General features: G+C 46.7%; 14 protein-coding genes. 1 reads left to right on the top strand and 13 read right to left on the bottom strand.

What is annotated here, in order from left to right; all coding sequences use genetic code 11:
• Window positions 1-63 precede the first annotated feature (63 nt).
• Window positions 64-1,440, bottom strand: coding sequence for a hemolysin family protein (locus ACO53F_RS01590; protein ID WP_485137063.1), 1,377 nt, complete (start codon window positions 1,438-1,440; stop codon window positions 64-66).
• A 227-nt stretch (window positions 1,441-1,667) separates the two neighbouring features.
• On the opposite strand from ACO53F_RS01590, the gene cbpA reads away from it, so the two are divergent.
• The gene (gene cbpA, locus ACO53F_RS01595) at window positions 1,668-2,303 is read left to right on the top strand and encodes a cyclic di-AMP binding protein CbpA (RefSeq protein ID WP_454927293.1); all 636 of its coding nucleotides are present in this window, start codon (window positions 1,668-1,670) and stop codon (window positions 2,301-2,303) included.
• Between the two features lie 72 nt (window positions 2,304-2,375).
• On the opposite strand, the gene ACO53F_RS01600 is transcribed toward cbpA, so the two are convergent.
• The 12 genes from ACO53F_RS01600 to ACO53F_RS01655 form a co-directional block, all read right to left on the bottom strand.
• Window positions 2,376-3,278 carry an RluA family pseudouridine synthase gene (locus ACO53F_RS01600; protein WP_485137064.1) on the bottom strand — a complete coding sequence of 301 codons (903 nt, stop codon included), beginning with the start codon at window positions 3,276-3,278 and terminating at the stop codon, window positions 2,376-2,378.
• Between the two features lie 2 nt (window positions 3,279-3,280).
• A complete protein-coding gene (locus tag ACO53F_RS01605; RefSeq protein WP_485137065.1) occupies window positions 3,281-3,886 on the bottom strand; it encodes a thioredoxin family protein in 606 nt (201 codons plus the stop codon).
• A 31-nt stretch (window positions 3,887-3,917) separates the two neighbouring features.
• Window positions 3,918-4,754 carry an NAD kinase gene (locus ACO53F_RS01610; protein WP_485137066.1) on the bottom strand — a complete coding sequence of 279 codons (837 nt, stop codon included), beginning with the start codon at window positions 4,752-4,754 and terminating at the stop codon, window positions 3,918-3,920.
• 17 nt (window positions 4,755-4,771) lie between these two features.
• On the bottom strand, window positions 4,772-5,404 hold the full coding sequence (locus tag ACO53F_RS01615) for a GTP pyrophosphokinase (RefSeq protein ID WP_023391276.1): 633 nt from the start codon (window positions 5,402-5,404) through the stop codon (window positions 4,772-4,774).
• A 140-nt stretch (window positions 5,405-5,544) separates the two neighbouring features.
• Window positions 5,545-6,438 carry a methyltransferase domain-containing protein gene (locus ACO53F_RS01620; protein ID WP_485137067.1) on the bottom strand — a complete coding sequence of 298 codons (894 nt, stop codon included), beginning with the start codon at window positions 6,436-6,438 and terminating at the stop codon, window positions 5,545-5,547.
• A gap of 134 nt (window positions 6,439-6,572) precedes the next feature.
• Window positions 6,573-7,928: a phosphoglucosamine mutase gene (gene glmM / locus ACO53F_RS01625; protein WP_070756244.1), complete on the bottom strand. Its 1,356-nt coding sequence runs from the start codon at window positions 7,926-7,928 to the stop codon at window positions 6,573-6,575.
• Window positions 7,929-7,979: 51 nt separating this feature from the next.
• Window positions 7,980-9,110, bottom strand: coding sequence for a CdaR family protein (locus tag ACO53F_RS01630; RefSeq protein WP_485137068.1), 1,131 nt, complete (start codon window positions 9,108-9,110; stop codon window positions 7,980-7,982).
• Window positions 9,107-9,970, bottom strand: a complete 864-nt coding sequence (cdaA, locus tag ACO53F_RS01635; RefSeq protein ID WP_485137069.1) for a diadenylate cyclase CdaA — start codon at window positions 9,968-9,970, stop codon at window positions 9,107-9,109. Before cdaA ends, ACO53F_RS01630 begins: the two co-directional genes overlap by 4 nt.
• 174 nt (window positions 9,971-10,144) lie before the next feature.
• Window positions 10,145-11,548: a sugar transferase gene (locus ACO53F_RS01640; protein WP_314255077.1), complete on the bottom strand. Its 1,404-nt coding sequence runs from the start codon at window positions 11,546-11,548 to the stop codon at window positions 10,145-10,147.
• 260 nt (window positions 11,549-11,808) lie between these two features.
• The gene (gene galU / locus ACO53F_RS01645; RefSeq protein ID WP_485137070.1) at window positions 11,809-12,696 is read right to left on the bottom strand and encodes a UTP--glucose-1-phosphate uridylyltransferase GalU; all 888 of its coding nucleotides are present in this window, start codon (window positions 12,694-12,696) and stop codon (window positions 11,809-11,811) included.
• Between the two features lie 10 nt (window positions 12,697-12,706).
• Window positions 12,707-13,537, bottom strand: coding sequence for an LCP family protein (locus tag ACO53F_RS01650; RefSeq protein WP_485137071.1), 831 nt, complete (start codon window positions 13,535-13,537; stop codon window positions 12,707-12,709).
• 12 nt (window positions 13,538-13,549) lie between these two features.
• Entirely contained in the window at window positions 13,550-15,406 is a 1,857-nt protein-coding gene (locus ACO53F_RS01655) for a polysaccharide biosynthesis protein (protein ID WP_485137072.1), read from the bottom strand.
• Window positions 15,407-15,438 lie beyond the last annotated feature (32 nt).

Raw genomic sequence — 15,438 nt, forward strand, 5'->3', positions numbered from 1 at the left:
TCCTTCCTCTCAAACTCTATAGCAGAAGAGGCAGAGACGCTCCGTCTCTACCCCTTTAGAAGTCTAGTTTTCTTCGTTTTCTTCGTCACCAAATTCTTCTTCTTCGAAGTCTTGGTAGTCAAAATCAGCTGCCAGTGTGCGCTCTGCATCTAGTGTCAGCAGCACCCAACGAATACGGCCATTTTCAATTTGCGTGGTCGTCAAAACATAATCATTAACCCGCACCGACAAACGCTCATCATCATCTGGCACATAGCCGATAATTTGAATCATGAGGCCAGCAATGGTTTCCACGTCCTCTGATCGCACAGACTCATTGAAGGTCGCATTAAACTTATCTAGGGTCACCCCGCCGTCAACTTCCCAGTGGGTCTCGTCAATGGCCTGGAAGGATTCGCTATTGATGTCGGACTCGTCTTCGATTTCCCCGACAATTTCTTCAATTAAGTCTTCTAGGGTGACAATCCCTTCGACACCGCCATATTCATCCTTAAGGATGGCCAAATGGGTTTGTTCGCGACGGAACTCTAAGAGTAGGTCATCTGTGTAGATGGTATCCGGCACAAACATTGGCTCATTGGCAATCTCACGTAAGTCTAAGTTATCAAAACCATGTTGGCGTGAGGCACGCAAGAGGTTTTTAACGTGAATCACACCAATCACATTGTCCTTATCCCCTTCATAGAGTGGAATCCGCGAGAAAGGACTATCTAATAAGGCATTGATATTTTCTTCTAGCGGATCTTCAATATCAATCATCTGGGTGTCTGTCCGAGGCACCATGACCTCACGGGCCAACTTACTATCAAGCGATAGCACGCCCTGCATCATAGCAAACTCATCCGTGTCAATGGCCCCATCGTTACGGCTGTTGGCCAAGAGGGCCTTCATCTCACTACGGGTGAATTTTTCTTCTTCTTTGGTAAAATCAATTGGCGTCAATCGCTTCAAAAGCCCTGTTGAAGCCGTCAGCAAGCCCACAAAAGGCTTGGCTAACCACTGAGTAACAGAGATAAAGCCCGCCGTGCCTAAGGCAACCTCTTCTGGCATTTGAAGGGCGACTTGCTTAGGATAGAGCTCCCCTAAAACCAGGGTTAAATAAGATAAAACAAAGGTGACAATCAAAATCGCGACTGCTTTTCCGCCCGGCAAACTTGGTAGCCAAGTCATGATTCGATCTGCGAAGCTAGTCGCAGCCGACGCACTAGAGAAGAAGCCAGCTAAGGTAATGGCTACTTGAATAGTGGCCAAAAAGTCGTCCGAATTATCCAAAAGTTTCATCACGCGTTGGGCTTTAACATTGCCTGATTCAGCCAATTGGGTCATCTTTTGTTGGTTGAGCGACACGAAGGCAATCTCTGATGCCGAGAAAATCGCATTAATAAAGGTTAGTACTAAGATTAATAAGATTTGTGTACTTAAATTCCCCGAGGGGTCCATTGTCGTCAATCTCCTTTTGCTTTTACAATATAATGTTAACTTTAATAATAGGTAAAAATGGTGCAAATTGCAAGAGCTAGAGGTCAATAATACGTTTTCTTTTAGATATTTTTAATATTCTATGAGATATCCATGAGAAAACATTGTGTTTTACCCTTATTTTTGATACACTATATGAGATTGGGCCCTATTATAGGGCTGGAAGTTCCCCAGAAAGGAGTACCGCCATGATTGAACAACTGGTCGTCCCTAAACAACAGATTACCTATCTAACCGAAGCCGATAACTGCGCTAGCGCCTTAGATTTATTAGAAGACCAAGGGCTACGTTGTGTGCCCGTCCTAGATGCCACCCAAACCCTTTACCGCGGTAATCTCTATCGCTATCATATCTATCAGTACGCCTACCATCACCCCGATGAGGATTTGAGTCGCTTGCCTGTCACTCACTTCCTAAAAAATACCACCCGGGTCGTTCACGAGCAAGACTCCTTCTACCATCTGGTCTTTACCCTCAACGACTTACCTTACGTCGCTGTCTTAGACCGTGACAATCGCTTCAGCGGTATTATTCGACACAATACTATGTTACAATGGCTAGCTCAAGCCTGGGCCATGCCTAATGCTGGTTTTGCCCTCTTAGTCGAGACCTTGGGTAGCCGTGGCGAACTGGCTCAAGTCAGCAAGTTAATCAATCGCTTTAGCGATATTGTCTCTGCTACCACCCTAGAGAAAACCGATATGGATACCAAGGGCCAAATCCTCTATGCTCTTCCAAGCAGTTTGGACCCTGTTGAGTATAATCAATTAGTCAAACAGCTAGAACGACGTGGCTATCGTATTCGAAGCTATCGTCTACATTAAGCAAGGCTTGGAGCTAACTCCAAGCTTTTTCTATAGGAAAAGAGCTCGATATTTGGCTATCGAGCTCTTTTCTTATAGGTGATGTTGTCTTTTAGCTAGCCAAGCAGCCATATCCTCAGGCAGCGGAGCCGATAGCACTAAGCGCTGGCCTGTAAAGGGTTGAGTGAGACGGAGTTCACCACAGTGCAGGGCCTGACGACTAATCCGCTCTAAATGCGGGCCACCATAGAGGTCATCTCCTACTAGGACCCCACCTGCATTCTGCATATGGACCCGAATCTGGTGAGTACGTCCGGTATGAAGCCGAAGCTTGAGTAGACTGCTGTCAGCAAAGCGATGCTTTAGCCAATATTCAGTGACTGCCCGCTGGCCACTTTCATGGACCCGTCGCGTGATAATCGAATCTTCTGTGCGTGCAATAGGCCGATCGATGACGCCATGATCCGGCCAGTCGGCTTTCGTCGAAATGGCCAAATAATACTTCTCTACTTGACCCCCTTGGACCTGCTTATCCAGCATGGCGTGAGCCAAACGGTGCTTAGCTATCAACATGAGACCAGTAGTCTGGCGGTCCAGACGGGTGACAATATGGATGACCTGGTCCGCGTAGCCTTGGCGCTGATAATAGCCCTTAACCCGATTGGCCATGGCAGAATCTGGAATCCGTTTGGAAGGGATAGAGACTACGTCAGTCGGCTTATTGACAATCAGTAGGTCCCGATCTTCGTAAATAACCTGAATGGGGACATGTGAAGGTGGCACCGTCTCGTGGCTTCCTTCATCAGCTGCCACCAAGGTTAGGATATCACCTGCCTCTAAATTGGCCAGGACATTGACTTCTTGCCCATTCAGTAAAATGTTGCCGCCTTCGAATTTGACATGTGATACGAACTTGCGAGGGATGCCCAGATGCTTAAGGTAGTCCTTGATTCGAACCGGATGGTCTCCCTCATAGTGCCATTGAAACTTGACCACGTTTACTTCGCTGCCTCGTTAATAAAAGCTTCGAGATCTGCCATTTTACTTGAGTGGTTGACATTGGTGCCAGGTTTGCCTGATTTGACGATGAAGGCATTAGGTACCTTATTAACCCCATAGACTTGCATAGCAGATTGGAAGTTGCTGTCATTGGCGTGTTTACGGGTATTGTAATAGTAGACAGTGACGCCTTTCTCCTTAGCCAATTGGTTGATCTTAGGAGAGAAGGCATGGCAGTATGGGCACTCGTCAAAGCCAAGATAGACAATTTTAGGCCCATCGGTCGTTGATAGGATGAGATCATTATACTCTTGCTCAGTGATAATTTCTTTGATGTTGGAGTATTCACCTGGCTTGAGGCCCTCACTGGTGTCAAGTGTAATCTGGTCTAAGCTAGAATAGAAACTGGCTTTTTCAGACTCAGACATGCCCGCAATATTGGTGTTGTCTGGGATTTCGACTTTCTTATCGACTTCGGTTACGGTCGCATTAGTCGTATTGTTGCTGGAGTTGTTGCCGCCTTGCCCTAAGTTGCAGGCTGCCAAGCTTAAGCTAGCTAAGCCTAAAAGACCGAGTTTGATTAAGTGTTGTTTATTAAAACGCATATTTTTCCCTCTTTTTTTATTTACTGACTTGTTAATGTTTGATTTTTGCATCTCGTTCCTGCTTATGGCCGATAAAGGAATTCTCTACGCGGTCCCAGAAATGGGTGTGGCGGAAGCTAGCAAACTTAATCCTTGTATCAGCCAACTGTAATTTGACAGATTGGATGCCCTTAGTCTCGCAAGTGAGATGGTCAATCATGAGCATGGTCTGAGCTTCTTCTTGGATAACCAAGGTTAGATATTCATCGCGTGGAATAATCATAGGAGCACCCAAGGTTCGATAGACCCGATTGTTAAGGGCGGCCATCTCCGTTAATTGTAAGGCATCCACACGAGGATGCATGACGGCTCCACCCAGTGACTTGTTAAGGCCGGTGGATCCGGTTGGCGTCGCGATACAGAGGCCGTCGCCACGGAAGGTCGCAAAGAACTTCTCGTTAATTTGAATCTCGGCTACCATGGTGCCAGCCATGGTCCGCAAGGAACACTCATTTAGAGCTAACCATTCATGTGTTTTGCCATCTTTGCAAGCTGCCTCTACCTTAAGTAAGGGATAGCTGACATGGCCCTGACCGCCAGAACGAGCTAAACTATCTACCAGCTCATCTAATTCATGCGGTAGCCAATCGGCATAGAAGCCTAGATGGCCGGTGTGAATCCCGATAAAGATGACACAATCCAACCAGTCCTGATAATCGTGGAAGGCCGCTAGGAGCGTGCCATCCCCGCCAATGGTAATGAGGTAATCAGGCACTTGGCCAGGTTCCACCAATCGGAAGCCTGCAAGCTCCAATTTATCCTTGAGACTGGCCTCAATTTCTAAGGATTGGGGCTGTTGATTAGTATAAATCATGATTGCTTGTTTCATCCGTCAACTGTCCTTCCTTAGCGTTTGTCAAAGAGCAAGAGCGCTTCACGAATCTCATCGCGAATCTCCGACATCTCTTCGTCCAGGCGAAAGGCTGCCTCGGAGGCGCGCTCTAGCCGTTCTAAGATTTCTTGTGGGTATTCGCCTTGGTATTTGTAGTTGAGCGAGTGCTCAATGGTTGCCCAGAAGTTCATAGCCAAGGTCCGAATCTGAACCTCAACAATGAGTTGCTTGACTTCGCCGGAAGCCAGCTGGACAGGATACTCCAAAACCATATGATAGGAGCGATAACCGCTTGGCTTACGGTTTTGAATATAATCGCGAATTAAGAGTACTTTGAAGTCCTGACGATTCTTCAAAATATTGGCCACTTCATAGATATCTTCTACGAACTGACACATGATCCGAACACCGGCAATATCCTGTACCCCTACTAGAAAATCTTCTGGCGCAATCTTGCGTACTTCCATTTTCTCTAAGATACTCTCCCGCGTCTTAACCCGCCCCGTCACAAACTCGATAGGCGCCCGACGATGCTCGATACGAAACTCCTTGCGCAGGTTTTTAAGTTTGAGCTTAAGCTCATCCACTGCCTGCTCATAGGGTGCCAAAAATAATTGCCAATCATCGATAAAATCATCCGCGATCATGCAACCCACCTCCTGATACTCACACCCTTCATTTTATCATATTTGAAGCCCCTTCGGCTACTAGAAACCTAAGCTAATATGCGACTAGATGCCATAGAAAAAGGAGCTAGCTCTCTCAAGCTAACCCCTTAAGTAAAACCTTATTCCTTCCAGCCTACTAAGACCGTCAGATCGAGTAGAAATTCATCCGGCAGAGACTCCACTAGTTGGTTGGCCTGACTTGCATCTAGGTGCCAAGTCAAAGGTGTCATCGCCACCAAGTCAGCCTTGGCTTGGTCTGTGAGTAGACGCTTTGCCTGCACTGGATAGGCTTGATGGTGTCGGTAGTGGCTTTCAAAGACTTGTCGGGTTGCCTGGTTGTCGTAAGTTTGTTTAACCGCCTCTTGCCCTAAGGCCCGGCGGATTTCTGCCAAATATCCGCCATTTGGAATAACCTTGAAGACCCGTCCGCCCGGCGCCAAGACCCGGTCAAATTCCTGATAGTTGGAGGGCGATAAGATGGACAATAGGCCATCGATGGTCTGGTCGCTAATAGGTAGCTGGGCCAAGTCCCCTACTAAATTGAGTTGTTGCCCATTAAAATCGGTAGCCAGGGCAATACCGGCCCGCGCCAAATCCACACCAAGTCCAATCCGGTGGTTCGAATCTTGAGCCAAGAGCCAGGCCAAGTGACTCCCTTCGCCCGAACCTGCATCTAGGATGCGATAAGGCGAGTCTGATTGTCCTAGGCTGGCTTGATGGTCGCTTACTAATTGGTTTAGCAGGTCCTGCAAGGGAGCGTAATAAGCAGATTCTTGTATAAACCGCCGTCTTGCCTGAAAAAGTTTCCGGTCATAATGGTCATCAACTGACTTATTGCTCAAAAAATAGGTGCCTTGTTTATGGCTATCTACTCGGTGTCCCTGAGGACAAACCAAACTATAATCCTCCAGGCTCAAAGCCTGATGGCAGTGATGGCAGCGCAGGCTCAGATGCCCCAAATGCGTTTGAAGCCAGTCCTGGGTCCGGTCTTTCTTACTTTTTAATTCCGTCATGATCGGCTCCTTCCACACTTTTCTATCGCATGATCGTCATTGGACATTATAGCCCTTATCCGCTGATTTTTCAATCGAACTAGCCATTAACGAAAAAGGTTGGCACCCCTTGAGGTCCCAACCTAATACTAGGCTTATTCGATTCCGCGTTCAGCACGAATGACATCGGCAATGGTATCCACATAGCGAGAAACCTTCTCGTCGGTTGAGGCTTCTGCCATAACCCGTAAGAGAGGCTCAGTCCCACTTGGACGAACCAAGATACGTCCATCGCCGTTCATTTCAGCTTCAACCGCTTCAATCACTGCCTTAACAGCAGGTTCATCCATAACGGTGTGTTTGTCGCGTACGCGGATGTTAACTAGTTTTTGCGGGAAGATGGTCACTTGAGCCGCTAATTCAGACAGGCTCTTACCTGTTTCCTTCATTACAGCTAGGAGTTGAACGGCACTTAAGAGGCCATCCCCAGTTGTATTCAAGTTAAGGAAGACGATGTGGCCAGATTGTTCGCCCCCAAGGACATAACCACCTTCACGCATGGCTTCTACTACGTAACGATCACCCACTTGGGCTTTAAGTGCGACCATGCCATGCTCTTCAATGGCCTTGTGGAAGCCAATGTTGGACATAACCGTCGATACGATGGTGTCTTTCTCTAGGCGACCTTTAGATTTAAGGTGTTGGCCACAGATGAACATAATCTTGTCACCATCAACTAATTCGCCATTCTCATCTACTGCAATCAGGCGGTCGCCATCTCCATCGAAGGCCAAACCAACCATGGCGCCTTTTTCTTTGACGAAGGCTTGCAGACCTTCTGGATGAGTAGAACCTACGCCATCGTTAATGTTAATGCCGTTAGGACGGTCGCCCATAGTGTAGAAGTCGGTCTCCAAATCAGCGAAAAGTTGGTTAACTAGAGGTGCTGTTGCCCCGTTAGCTGCATCGATGCAGACACGAATACCTTCCAAATCGCCCGAAATAGTCGATTGCAGGAACTGCAAGTACTTGATGGCCCCTTCTGGGAACTCATCGATAGTCCCAAGACCATCGGTACTTGGTCGTGGCAAGGTATCTTCTGGTGCATCAATTAAGGCTTCGATTTCTTCTTCCTGTTGATCAGAAAGTTTGAAACCGTCAGAACCGAAGAATTTAATCCCATTATCCAAAGCTGGGTTGTGGGAAGCAGAAATCATAACCCCTGCTGCCGCATTCTGCGTACGGGTCAGGTAGGCTACTGCTGGCGTCGAGATAACGCCTAATTGCATAACCTCAATCCCTACTGATAAAAGGCCGGCCACTAAAGCTTGCTCTAGTAATTGGCCAGAAATCCGGGTGTCGCGTGCCACCAAGACGCGTGGATGCGCCTGTTCTGGTGCATGTTGCATTAAAACGTAACCCCCGCACCGGCCTAGTTTAAAGGCTAACTCCGGTGTTAATTCCGTATTAGCGACGCCGCGAACGCCGTCAGTTCCAAAGTATTTTCCCATTATGTTTGTGTTCTCCTTCTTCTTATCAACTAATCTAAGGATGTCTTATACTTATTCGACATCTTGGCCGCCAGGAATGGCGTTGTTGTCTTCTGTCACACCTGGGTTGGCATTGCCGCCGTTTTGATTGGGGGTTGTTGGGGCTTCTTCCACCGCACTGCTGGAGCTAGCGGCAGGTGTGCTACTGGTAGTATCACTGGTATCCGTTGTGATTGGGGTGACCGTCACAGCAACTGAAACGGGACCTGAGAGATTGGCGGTGACACCCTCTGGCAGTTCTAACTGCCCCTTGAGGGTGGCACTAGAGGTCAGGTTGCTGACGTCTACATTGACCTTAATATTACGGATGTTTTCTAATACTGAAGCCGATCCTTGAAGGGCAATTTGACTAGCATCAACCAGTTGGTATTGGTAACGATAGCTATTGGATTCGCCTTGAGCGGCCACCACTAAGTTAACCGTCTTACGCTGTTGGGCGTTGAGCTCCACATGAGCTTCTACTTCGCTAACATTGGCATTAACATCCAAGAGTTTGTTGTCAGCATCCACTACCTGGAGTTTGAACTTACCGGTAAATGTTCGGTTGTGAGCCGTCGCATTGCTGATGCGGATGTAGGCGCGTTTCACCTTATTGATATTTTCCTCGTTGCCCGTTAACTCAACTTGACTTGGGTTGAGCGTCACATTTCCAACTTCCATACCAGAGGCAATGGTACCTTCTTCGATTTCGTATTCTACTGGTACAGTCACGGTCTTACGTCTGGCGACCTGAACGACTACCCGCGAAGGGTTAATCTGATATTTAACACTGTCTGGCAAGCCAGGAATCTCTAATTTGAGGGTTTGTTGCCCTGTCTCAATACCGGTTAGATCTTCGGTTTGGACAACCAAATTATCACTGGCTAACGAAGAGACGATATTCTTAGGACCCGTTAGGGTAACAGTCACGGTTTCTTGCAGTTGGCTGACGAAAATGTCGTCGTCGTGCTTACCTAATTTAACTGGCACATTGGAGATGGTTTCGGTTGTATCCACACTGACTACTTGTTGCAAATTAGATAGGCTAGTCACTGAGGGGCTACTTGCCTGTACCATACCATAGAGGAAGACCGCAAAAACTAGAGAAGCAATCCGCAAGAACCATTTATTGTCGTACCAACGACTATTCCAAAACTTCTTCATGCGGCACCACCTTTCTGCTTGCTAAAGAATGACAAGAGATCATTAACCAGGCGGTTACGACTAGACTCAGCGTTATCGCCCTGGTCGTCTCTACTTAAGTAACGTTTTAGGAGTTCCTTGAGCTCCTTAGGATCCACATCCCGGTGCAAATGGTCTCTCATAGCCAAGCTGACCCCGCCTGTCTCTTCTGAGACAATCAAGGTGACCGCGTCTGTTACTTCTGATAGACCAATCGCTGCCCGATGGCGTGTCCCTAATTCCTTAGGAATGGCCTGACTACCAGACAAAGGTAGATAGCAGGCAGCAGCTGCCACGCGATGGCCCGCGATAATAACGGCCCCATCATGGAGTGGCGTATTGGGGATGAAGATATTGACTAAGAGCTGATGGGAAATAGCTGAATCCATGGGAATCCCCGTTTGGATGTATTCATTCAGGCTATTTTCTCGTTCAATCGAAATCAGCGCCCCGATTTTCCGCCGCGACATGTACCAAATACTCTTGTCTAAGTCTTGAATCAAACGAGCGGTCGGATCTTGCTCTAATCCCTTGCGCGAGCGAGAGCTTACGGTTCGCCCGATAGACTCTAGGGCACGGCGCAATTCTGGCTGGAAGAGGATGACCACGGCCACCACACCCCAAGAAATAACTTGTTGCAGCAACCAATCGATGGTCTGCAGGCCTACAACCGAGGCAATAAATTTAGCGGCTAAGATTATGCCTACCCCTTTTAATAAGTTCATTGCCCGTGTATTACGTGCATAGAGTAAGACACGATAGATAATGTACCAGACTATGGCAATATCCAGGAGTCGAACTAAAGGCTTATCCACTAAGAATTGATGAAACCAATCCAACATCTTCTCCTCACCTTTCTCTTGTATTCGACTTATTATACCATAAGTTAGCTAGAGGAAGGAAATATTTGTACAGTGAACTTTTCGCCTGGCTTTTGACTGTCTCTGTTACTGAGCTAGTAACCTTCCATAGACAGAAAAAAGACCAGCCGTGGCCGATCTTTTTCTAGTACTATTTTAGCGTGCCCCTTTTCCTAGGAGGACAATTCTAACGGTCTTCAAGAGAATCTTGAAATCTAGCCACAAGGACCAGTTATCAATGTATTCGGCATCTAACTGGACCACTTCTTCAAAGTCCGTAATATCACTACGTCCGCTTACCTGCCAAAGCCCGGTTATACCAGGACGCAACTTGAGGCGCTTCTTATGGCCAGCAGAATAAGCCTTGAACTCACTCTCGGTTGGTGGCCGGGTGCCAATCAAGCTCATATCACCAATCAGAACATTGTAGAACTGTGGCAACTCATCTAGACTAGTCCGGCGAATAAAGCGACCGACTTTGGTGATACGTGGGTCATCTTCTAACTTGAACATGAGACCCTTCATCTGATTGTATTGTTCCAATTCTTTCTTGCGCTCTTCAGCGTCAGCATACATGGAGCGGAATTTATAGAACTTAAAGACCCGTCCATTACGGCCCACACGATTTTGGGCGAAGATAGCAGGACCCTTAGATTCTAACTTAATCAAAGGCACTAAGATTAGGCCAACTAAGAAGGTAATGACTAAGCCCACTAAGGCACCCAAGATATCAATGGCCCGCTTAATGGTCATCCATTTGTAGTCATAGAATTTAGTGGAGAAGGTCAAGACACTGTACTTGCCTAGCTTACGAACTCGGCGGTCCGAATTAAGGGGAATCTCAAAGGCTGAGATATTGAGACTGACCACAATCCCCATGGACTGAAAGAGCAAGAGGTAATCCGCAATTTGCTCATCAAAATCACGAGACAAATTGAGGAAAACTTCATCGACCACATTCTGAGTCGCATAGGGTTCGAGCTCATCTACAGAAAGGATGAGCTTATCTTGGAAAATCTTAGGCAAGACCAATTCCTCTGGTTTATCTAAGAGCGCAATGGCACAAATCTGCCCACCCCAAGCTCTACTGGCTTCAAAGCGAGCCGCAATACGTTCTAGGCGATCCGATGTCGTCACCAAGAGTACCTTGCGCGAATATTTGAGGGTTGGATAGAGGTGCTGGTAATAGTATTTAATCGAGGAATGAACAGCATAAACCAAAAGCCCATTTAGCGTCACAAAAACCAAGGACGCCGTCCGAGCAATATAGAAGTGGTTCTTAGACATAAAGACCATCATGGTAATGCCGACAAGGAAATAGATAGAATAAATAATAACTGACTTGAGTTGTTCCAAGTAGCCGCGGTCAAACAAAGAGTTAAATTGATTGGACACATAGAAGGCTGCTATATGAATTAGTAACAAGGTATTGACATCGTCCATATCCATGTGGAGTCGTGGTGAGCGGCTGGTGGTTAAGAGTAGGCCGACCAAGATGACACCCATCAAGTCAACCATACAAATTAAGAATTTTTTCAAATCACGATCTTTCGTGGTCACTGTGGGGCGTCCTCCTTATAGAATTTGATAAATTCCTATTTATTGCATCACTTTATTATAGCACCTGTCACCCAAAAATTCTATACTTCTCAAAATAAATTTCAGAAGCTAACCATCACTTTTATTTAAATGATAGAAGAAACTACTAGCAAATGCTGAGCAAACTTTTACTACCTCTCGCTACTCTCATACCTAGACTTAAGGACCAAACAAAGCAAAAGGCTAAGACCTAGGTCTTAGCCTCCATATTATCCATTATTTTAGAGCAATGTTGTTGCTATATTTTTGATATATTCCTTTAGCCCCGCAGCGGTTTCAGGGTGACTCAAGCCATACTCCACCATATAGCGCATGTAGCCCATTTTGTTGCCGACATCATGGCGGTTACCTTGACACTGAACAGCCAACACACGTTGGGTTTGATTGAGTTTGTTAAGGGCATCCGTCAGCTGAACTTCATCTTCCTTACCCACAGGTAAGTCTTCCAAGAGTTCGAAAATTTCAGGTGGCAAGACATACCGTCCGGCAATGGCCATGTGACTCTTGAGCTCACTGGCCTTTGGCTTTTCCACCATATTGTTAATGTGATGAACCGGTAGGCCCACTTGATTGTCGACTACTTTGCCCAATTCAACAATCCCCATTTGCTCAGCTTCTTCATCAGAAACTTCCATAATAGCGACATTGGCCGTTTGAGTTTCTTGATAGAGATCCATGAGCTGACGAGTGACAGGTTGCTGCCCCGTCATAATGTTGTCACCTAACATGACCACAAAAGGCTCATCTGCCACAAAGGCCTTAGCCGCTAAAATCGCATCTCCTAAGCCCTTTGGATAAGACTGGCGAACAAAGAAGAGATTAGCCTGGGTGGTCCCCTCCACTAGTTTAAGCAAGTCTGCCTTACCTTTTGAGCGGAGGTTGTCTTCCAACTCGATATTGGAGTCAAAGTGGTCCTCAATAGGCCGTTTGGTTTTACCCGTAATAATCAAGATTTCCTCGATTCCAGACGCAATGGCCTCTTCCACAATAAACTGGACAATAGGCTTGTCTACAATCGGGAGCATTTCCTTAGCGAAGGCTTTAGTGGCTGGCAAGAAGCCCGTTCCATAGCCGGCCGCCGGAATAACAGCTTTTCTAATTTTCTTCATGAGATGTCTCCTATTCTTTCAAGTCAGACAGTAAGGTCTTGCGTAATTCAGCTAGAGAGGCTTGGTCAGGGATATCGTAATAAATGCCATTAATGGTTTGTCCCTGCCCTTGCAATTGACCTAGTTCAAGTTGTAGGCCCGCTTGGCGATATTGATTGAAAAGCCCCATGAGTTGATCCAAGGACAAGTCAGTCGAGACAGATGTCATAAGAGAGGCCACTTTCAAAGGATCTAACTTAAAAGAGGCATCTTGTGCCTTATGCATCAGGGCTTCTAGCACTTGTCGTTGACGGGCTTGGCGGGCATAGTCACCGCTTGAAGAGAAGCGATCTCGCACATAGTAAAGGGCTGTCCGGCCATCTAAATAAACCGGCGTGTCTTGGTAAAATTCATAGCCATCAATGGTAAATGTCTCAGGCGGCACCACTTCTACGCCACCCACTAAATCCACCAAATCTTCTAGCCCCTTCATATTCAATGCTAGATAGTGTTGGATAGGAAGGTCTAGTAAGTGTTCCACGGTTAGTTTAGAGAGCTCTGCCCCACCATAGGCATAGGCGTGGTTGAGCTTATCCATGCCCTCGTAGCCCTCAATATTGACATAAGTGTCTCGCGGTAGACTAACGAGGCGTAGGGTTTTGTGGCCAGGGTTGAGGGTCATCACCATGATGGTATCAGAACGACCTTGTTCTGTCCGGCCCAGCTCCCCCGTGTCAATCCCCAGAAAGAGGAAAGACATTGGCCCCGATTCAGGCGTCGCCTGAACCTGAGGCCCTTGCCAGAGACTGGCAACTAGGCCCAAGATGAGGATTAAAAGCAAATGCTGGAGTTTTGATTTCATCATGGGTGCCTCCTAGTCAGCTTGAGTAGTTTGATTAGCGAAGCCAATGATGGCTTCTTTGAGGACATCGCCTTCTAAGTTATCGAATTCTGCCATTTTAGCTTCAATGGTCGCCAGTGGCATGGTATTTACCTTACCAACGAAGATTTGATCATGTACTTGGTTATCTACAAATTCTGATGCCACCAAGAGCTCTTCATAGAGTTTCTCACCCGGACGAATGCCTACTTCAACAATTGGGATTTCTTTTTCAGTATGACCACTAAGCAGGACCATTTTCTTAGCCAAGTCATAAATCTTAACAGGTTCACCCATATCTAAGATGAAGACTTCACCGTCACGGGCATATGCCCCAGCATGAATGACTAAGCGGCTAGCTTCCGGAATGGTCATAAAGTAACGGGTCATGCGGAAGTCGGTCACCGTCAAAGGTCCACCTGCAGCAATTTGTCGTTCAAAGACTGGAATGACACTGCCACGGCTACCTAAGACATTACCGAAACGAACGGCACAATAGGTGGATTGACTGGTCTTATTGAAGCCAGTCACAATCAGTTCGGCTACACGTTTAGTTGCCCCCATCACGTTAGGTGGGTTGACCGCCTTATCTGTCGAAATCATGACCATCTTAGGCACACCAGCTTGGTCGACTGCCTTGGCCACATTATAGGTCCCGTGGATATTATTTTTGAGGGCTTCCTTAGGGTTGCGCTCCATCATCGGCACATGCTTATGAGCTGCTGCATGATAGACGATAGCTGGTTGATAATCCTGGAAGACTTGTAATAAGCGTGGGTAATCTTGAATATCTGCAATAACGGGCACATATTCAATTTCTGGATGACTCTTAATTAATTCATGGTAAATCAGATAAATGGAGTTTTCGCCATGACCTAAGAGAATGACCCGTTTAGGCTTGAAGCGACTGACTTGACGACAGATTTCGCTCCCGATTGAGCCACCTGCCCCGGTCACTAAGATGGTTTTATGGCTTAACTCTTGGTCCAGGCATGACTCATCCAGGCGGATTTCCTTACGACCCAAGAGGTCTACAATGTCAATTTTCTTAATCCCATTGCGTTGTGGGCCAGCCCCTTGAATAACATCTTCAACCTTAGGCATTTTATAGACGGTCAAGCCTGCCTTGTTACACATTTCGAGGATACGTTCATATTCACGTGGTTCCAGAGAGGGAATGGCCACAATGACTTCATCAATATCATATTCTTTGGCTAGGCTTGCTAAATCATCATAACGACCTAAGACCGGCACGCCACTTAGCTGTTGTCCCTTCTTATTGAGGTCGTTATCCAAAATCCCCACGATGTCCAAATCACTGGTTTGGGGTTGATAGCTGTTCATGAAGGCCGCGCCCCCGTCCCCAGCCCCGATTAGGAAAATCCGGCGACTGGTCGCCACCTCCTGGCCGCGATCACGTTGGGAGTATAAGAGCTGCCAAATCAAACGTGGTGCAAAGACCAAGAAGGTACTCAAGAGAATGAAGAGAACCAAGAAACGAACTGAAAACTGAGGCAAGAAGACATAGCTAATGCCATAGCCCACCACACTGGAAATGGCGATGGTGGAAAAGAGCTTCATAAATTCATCTAGGGAATTGTAGCGGCTCATACTTGCTGCCAAGCCCATAAGATGGGTTAAGACTTGGTAAATTGCAAAAGTTAACCCCACATACACAATGTAGTCAAAGGGATTAGGGTTAATCAAGGTATAGAAGAGGACATAGGATACCACAATGGCTACAATAAAACTTATTAAGTCACTGATGGCCCAGAAAAATTGTTTCTGCCCCCGATTTAATCTTTCAACGATGTCTATTACATAGCCGGCTATATCTTTATTCAAAATCATACTGCCACCTTTTCTATAGATTTGCATTCTTT

It is taken from the genome of Abiotrophia sp., assembly GCF_057275535.1.

Coding starts and splice junctions, on each gene's coding strand:
- cbpA (WP_454927293.1), top strand. CDS start 1,668: ATGATTGAACAACTGGTCGTCCCTAAACAACAGATTACCTATCTAACC.
- ACO53F_RS01620 (WP_485137067.1), bottom strand. CDS start 6,438: ATGACGGAATTAAAAAGTAAGAAAGACCGGACCCAGGACTGGCTTCAA.
- ACO53F_RS01630 (WP_485137068.1), bottom strand. CDS start 9,110: ATGAAGAAGTTTTGGAATAGTCGTTGGTACGACAATAAATGGTTCTTG.
- cdaA (WP_485137069.1), bottom strand. CDS start 9,970: ATGTTGGATTGGTTTCATCAATTCTTAGTGGATAAGCCTTTAGTTCGA.
- ACO53F_RS01590 (WP_485137063.1), bottom strand. CDS start 1,440: ATGGACCCCTCGGGGAATTTAAGTACACAAATCTTATTAATCTTAGTA.
- ACO53F_RS01610 (WP_485137066.1), bottom strand. CDS start 4,754: ATGAAACAAGCAATCATGATTTATACTAATCAACAGCCCCAATCCTTA.
- glmM (WP_070756244.1), bottom strand. CDS start 7,928: ATGGGAAAATACTTTGGAACTGACGGCGTTCGCGGCGTCGCTAATACG.
- ACO53F_RS01605 (WP_485137065.1), bottom strand. CDS start 3,886: ATGCGTTTTAATAAACAACACTTAATCAAACTCGGTCTTTTAGGCTTA.
- galU (WP_485137070.1), bottom strand. CDS start 12,696: ATGAAGAAAATTAGAAAAGCTGTTATTCCGGCGGCCGGCTATGGAACG.
- ACO53F_RS01655 (WP_485137072.1), bottom strand. CDS start 15,406: ATGATTTTGAATAAAGATATAGCCGGCTATGTAATAGACATCGTTGAA.
- ACO53F_RS01615 (WP_023391276.1), bottom strand. CDS start 5,404: ATGATCGCGGATGATTTTATCGATGATTGGCAATTATTTTTGGCACCC.
- ACO53F_RS01650 (WP_485137071.1), bottom strand. CDS start 13,537: ATGAAATCAAAACTCCAGCATTTGCTTTTAATCCTCATCTTGGGCCTA.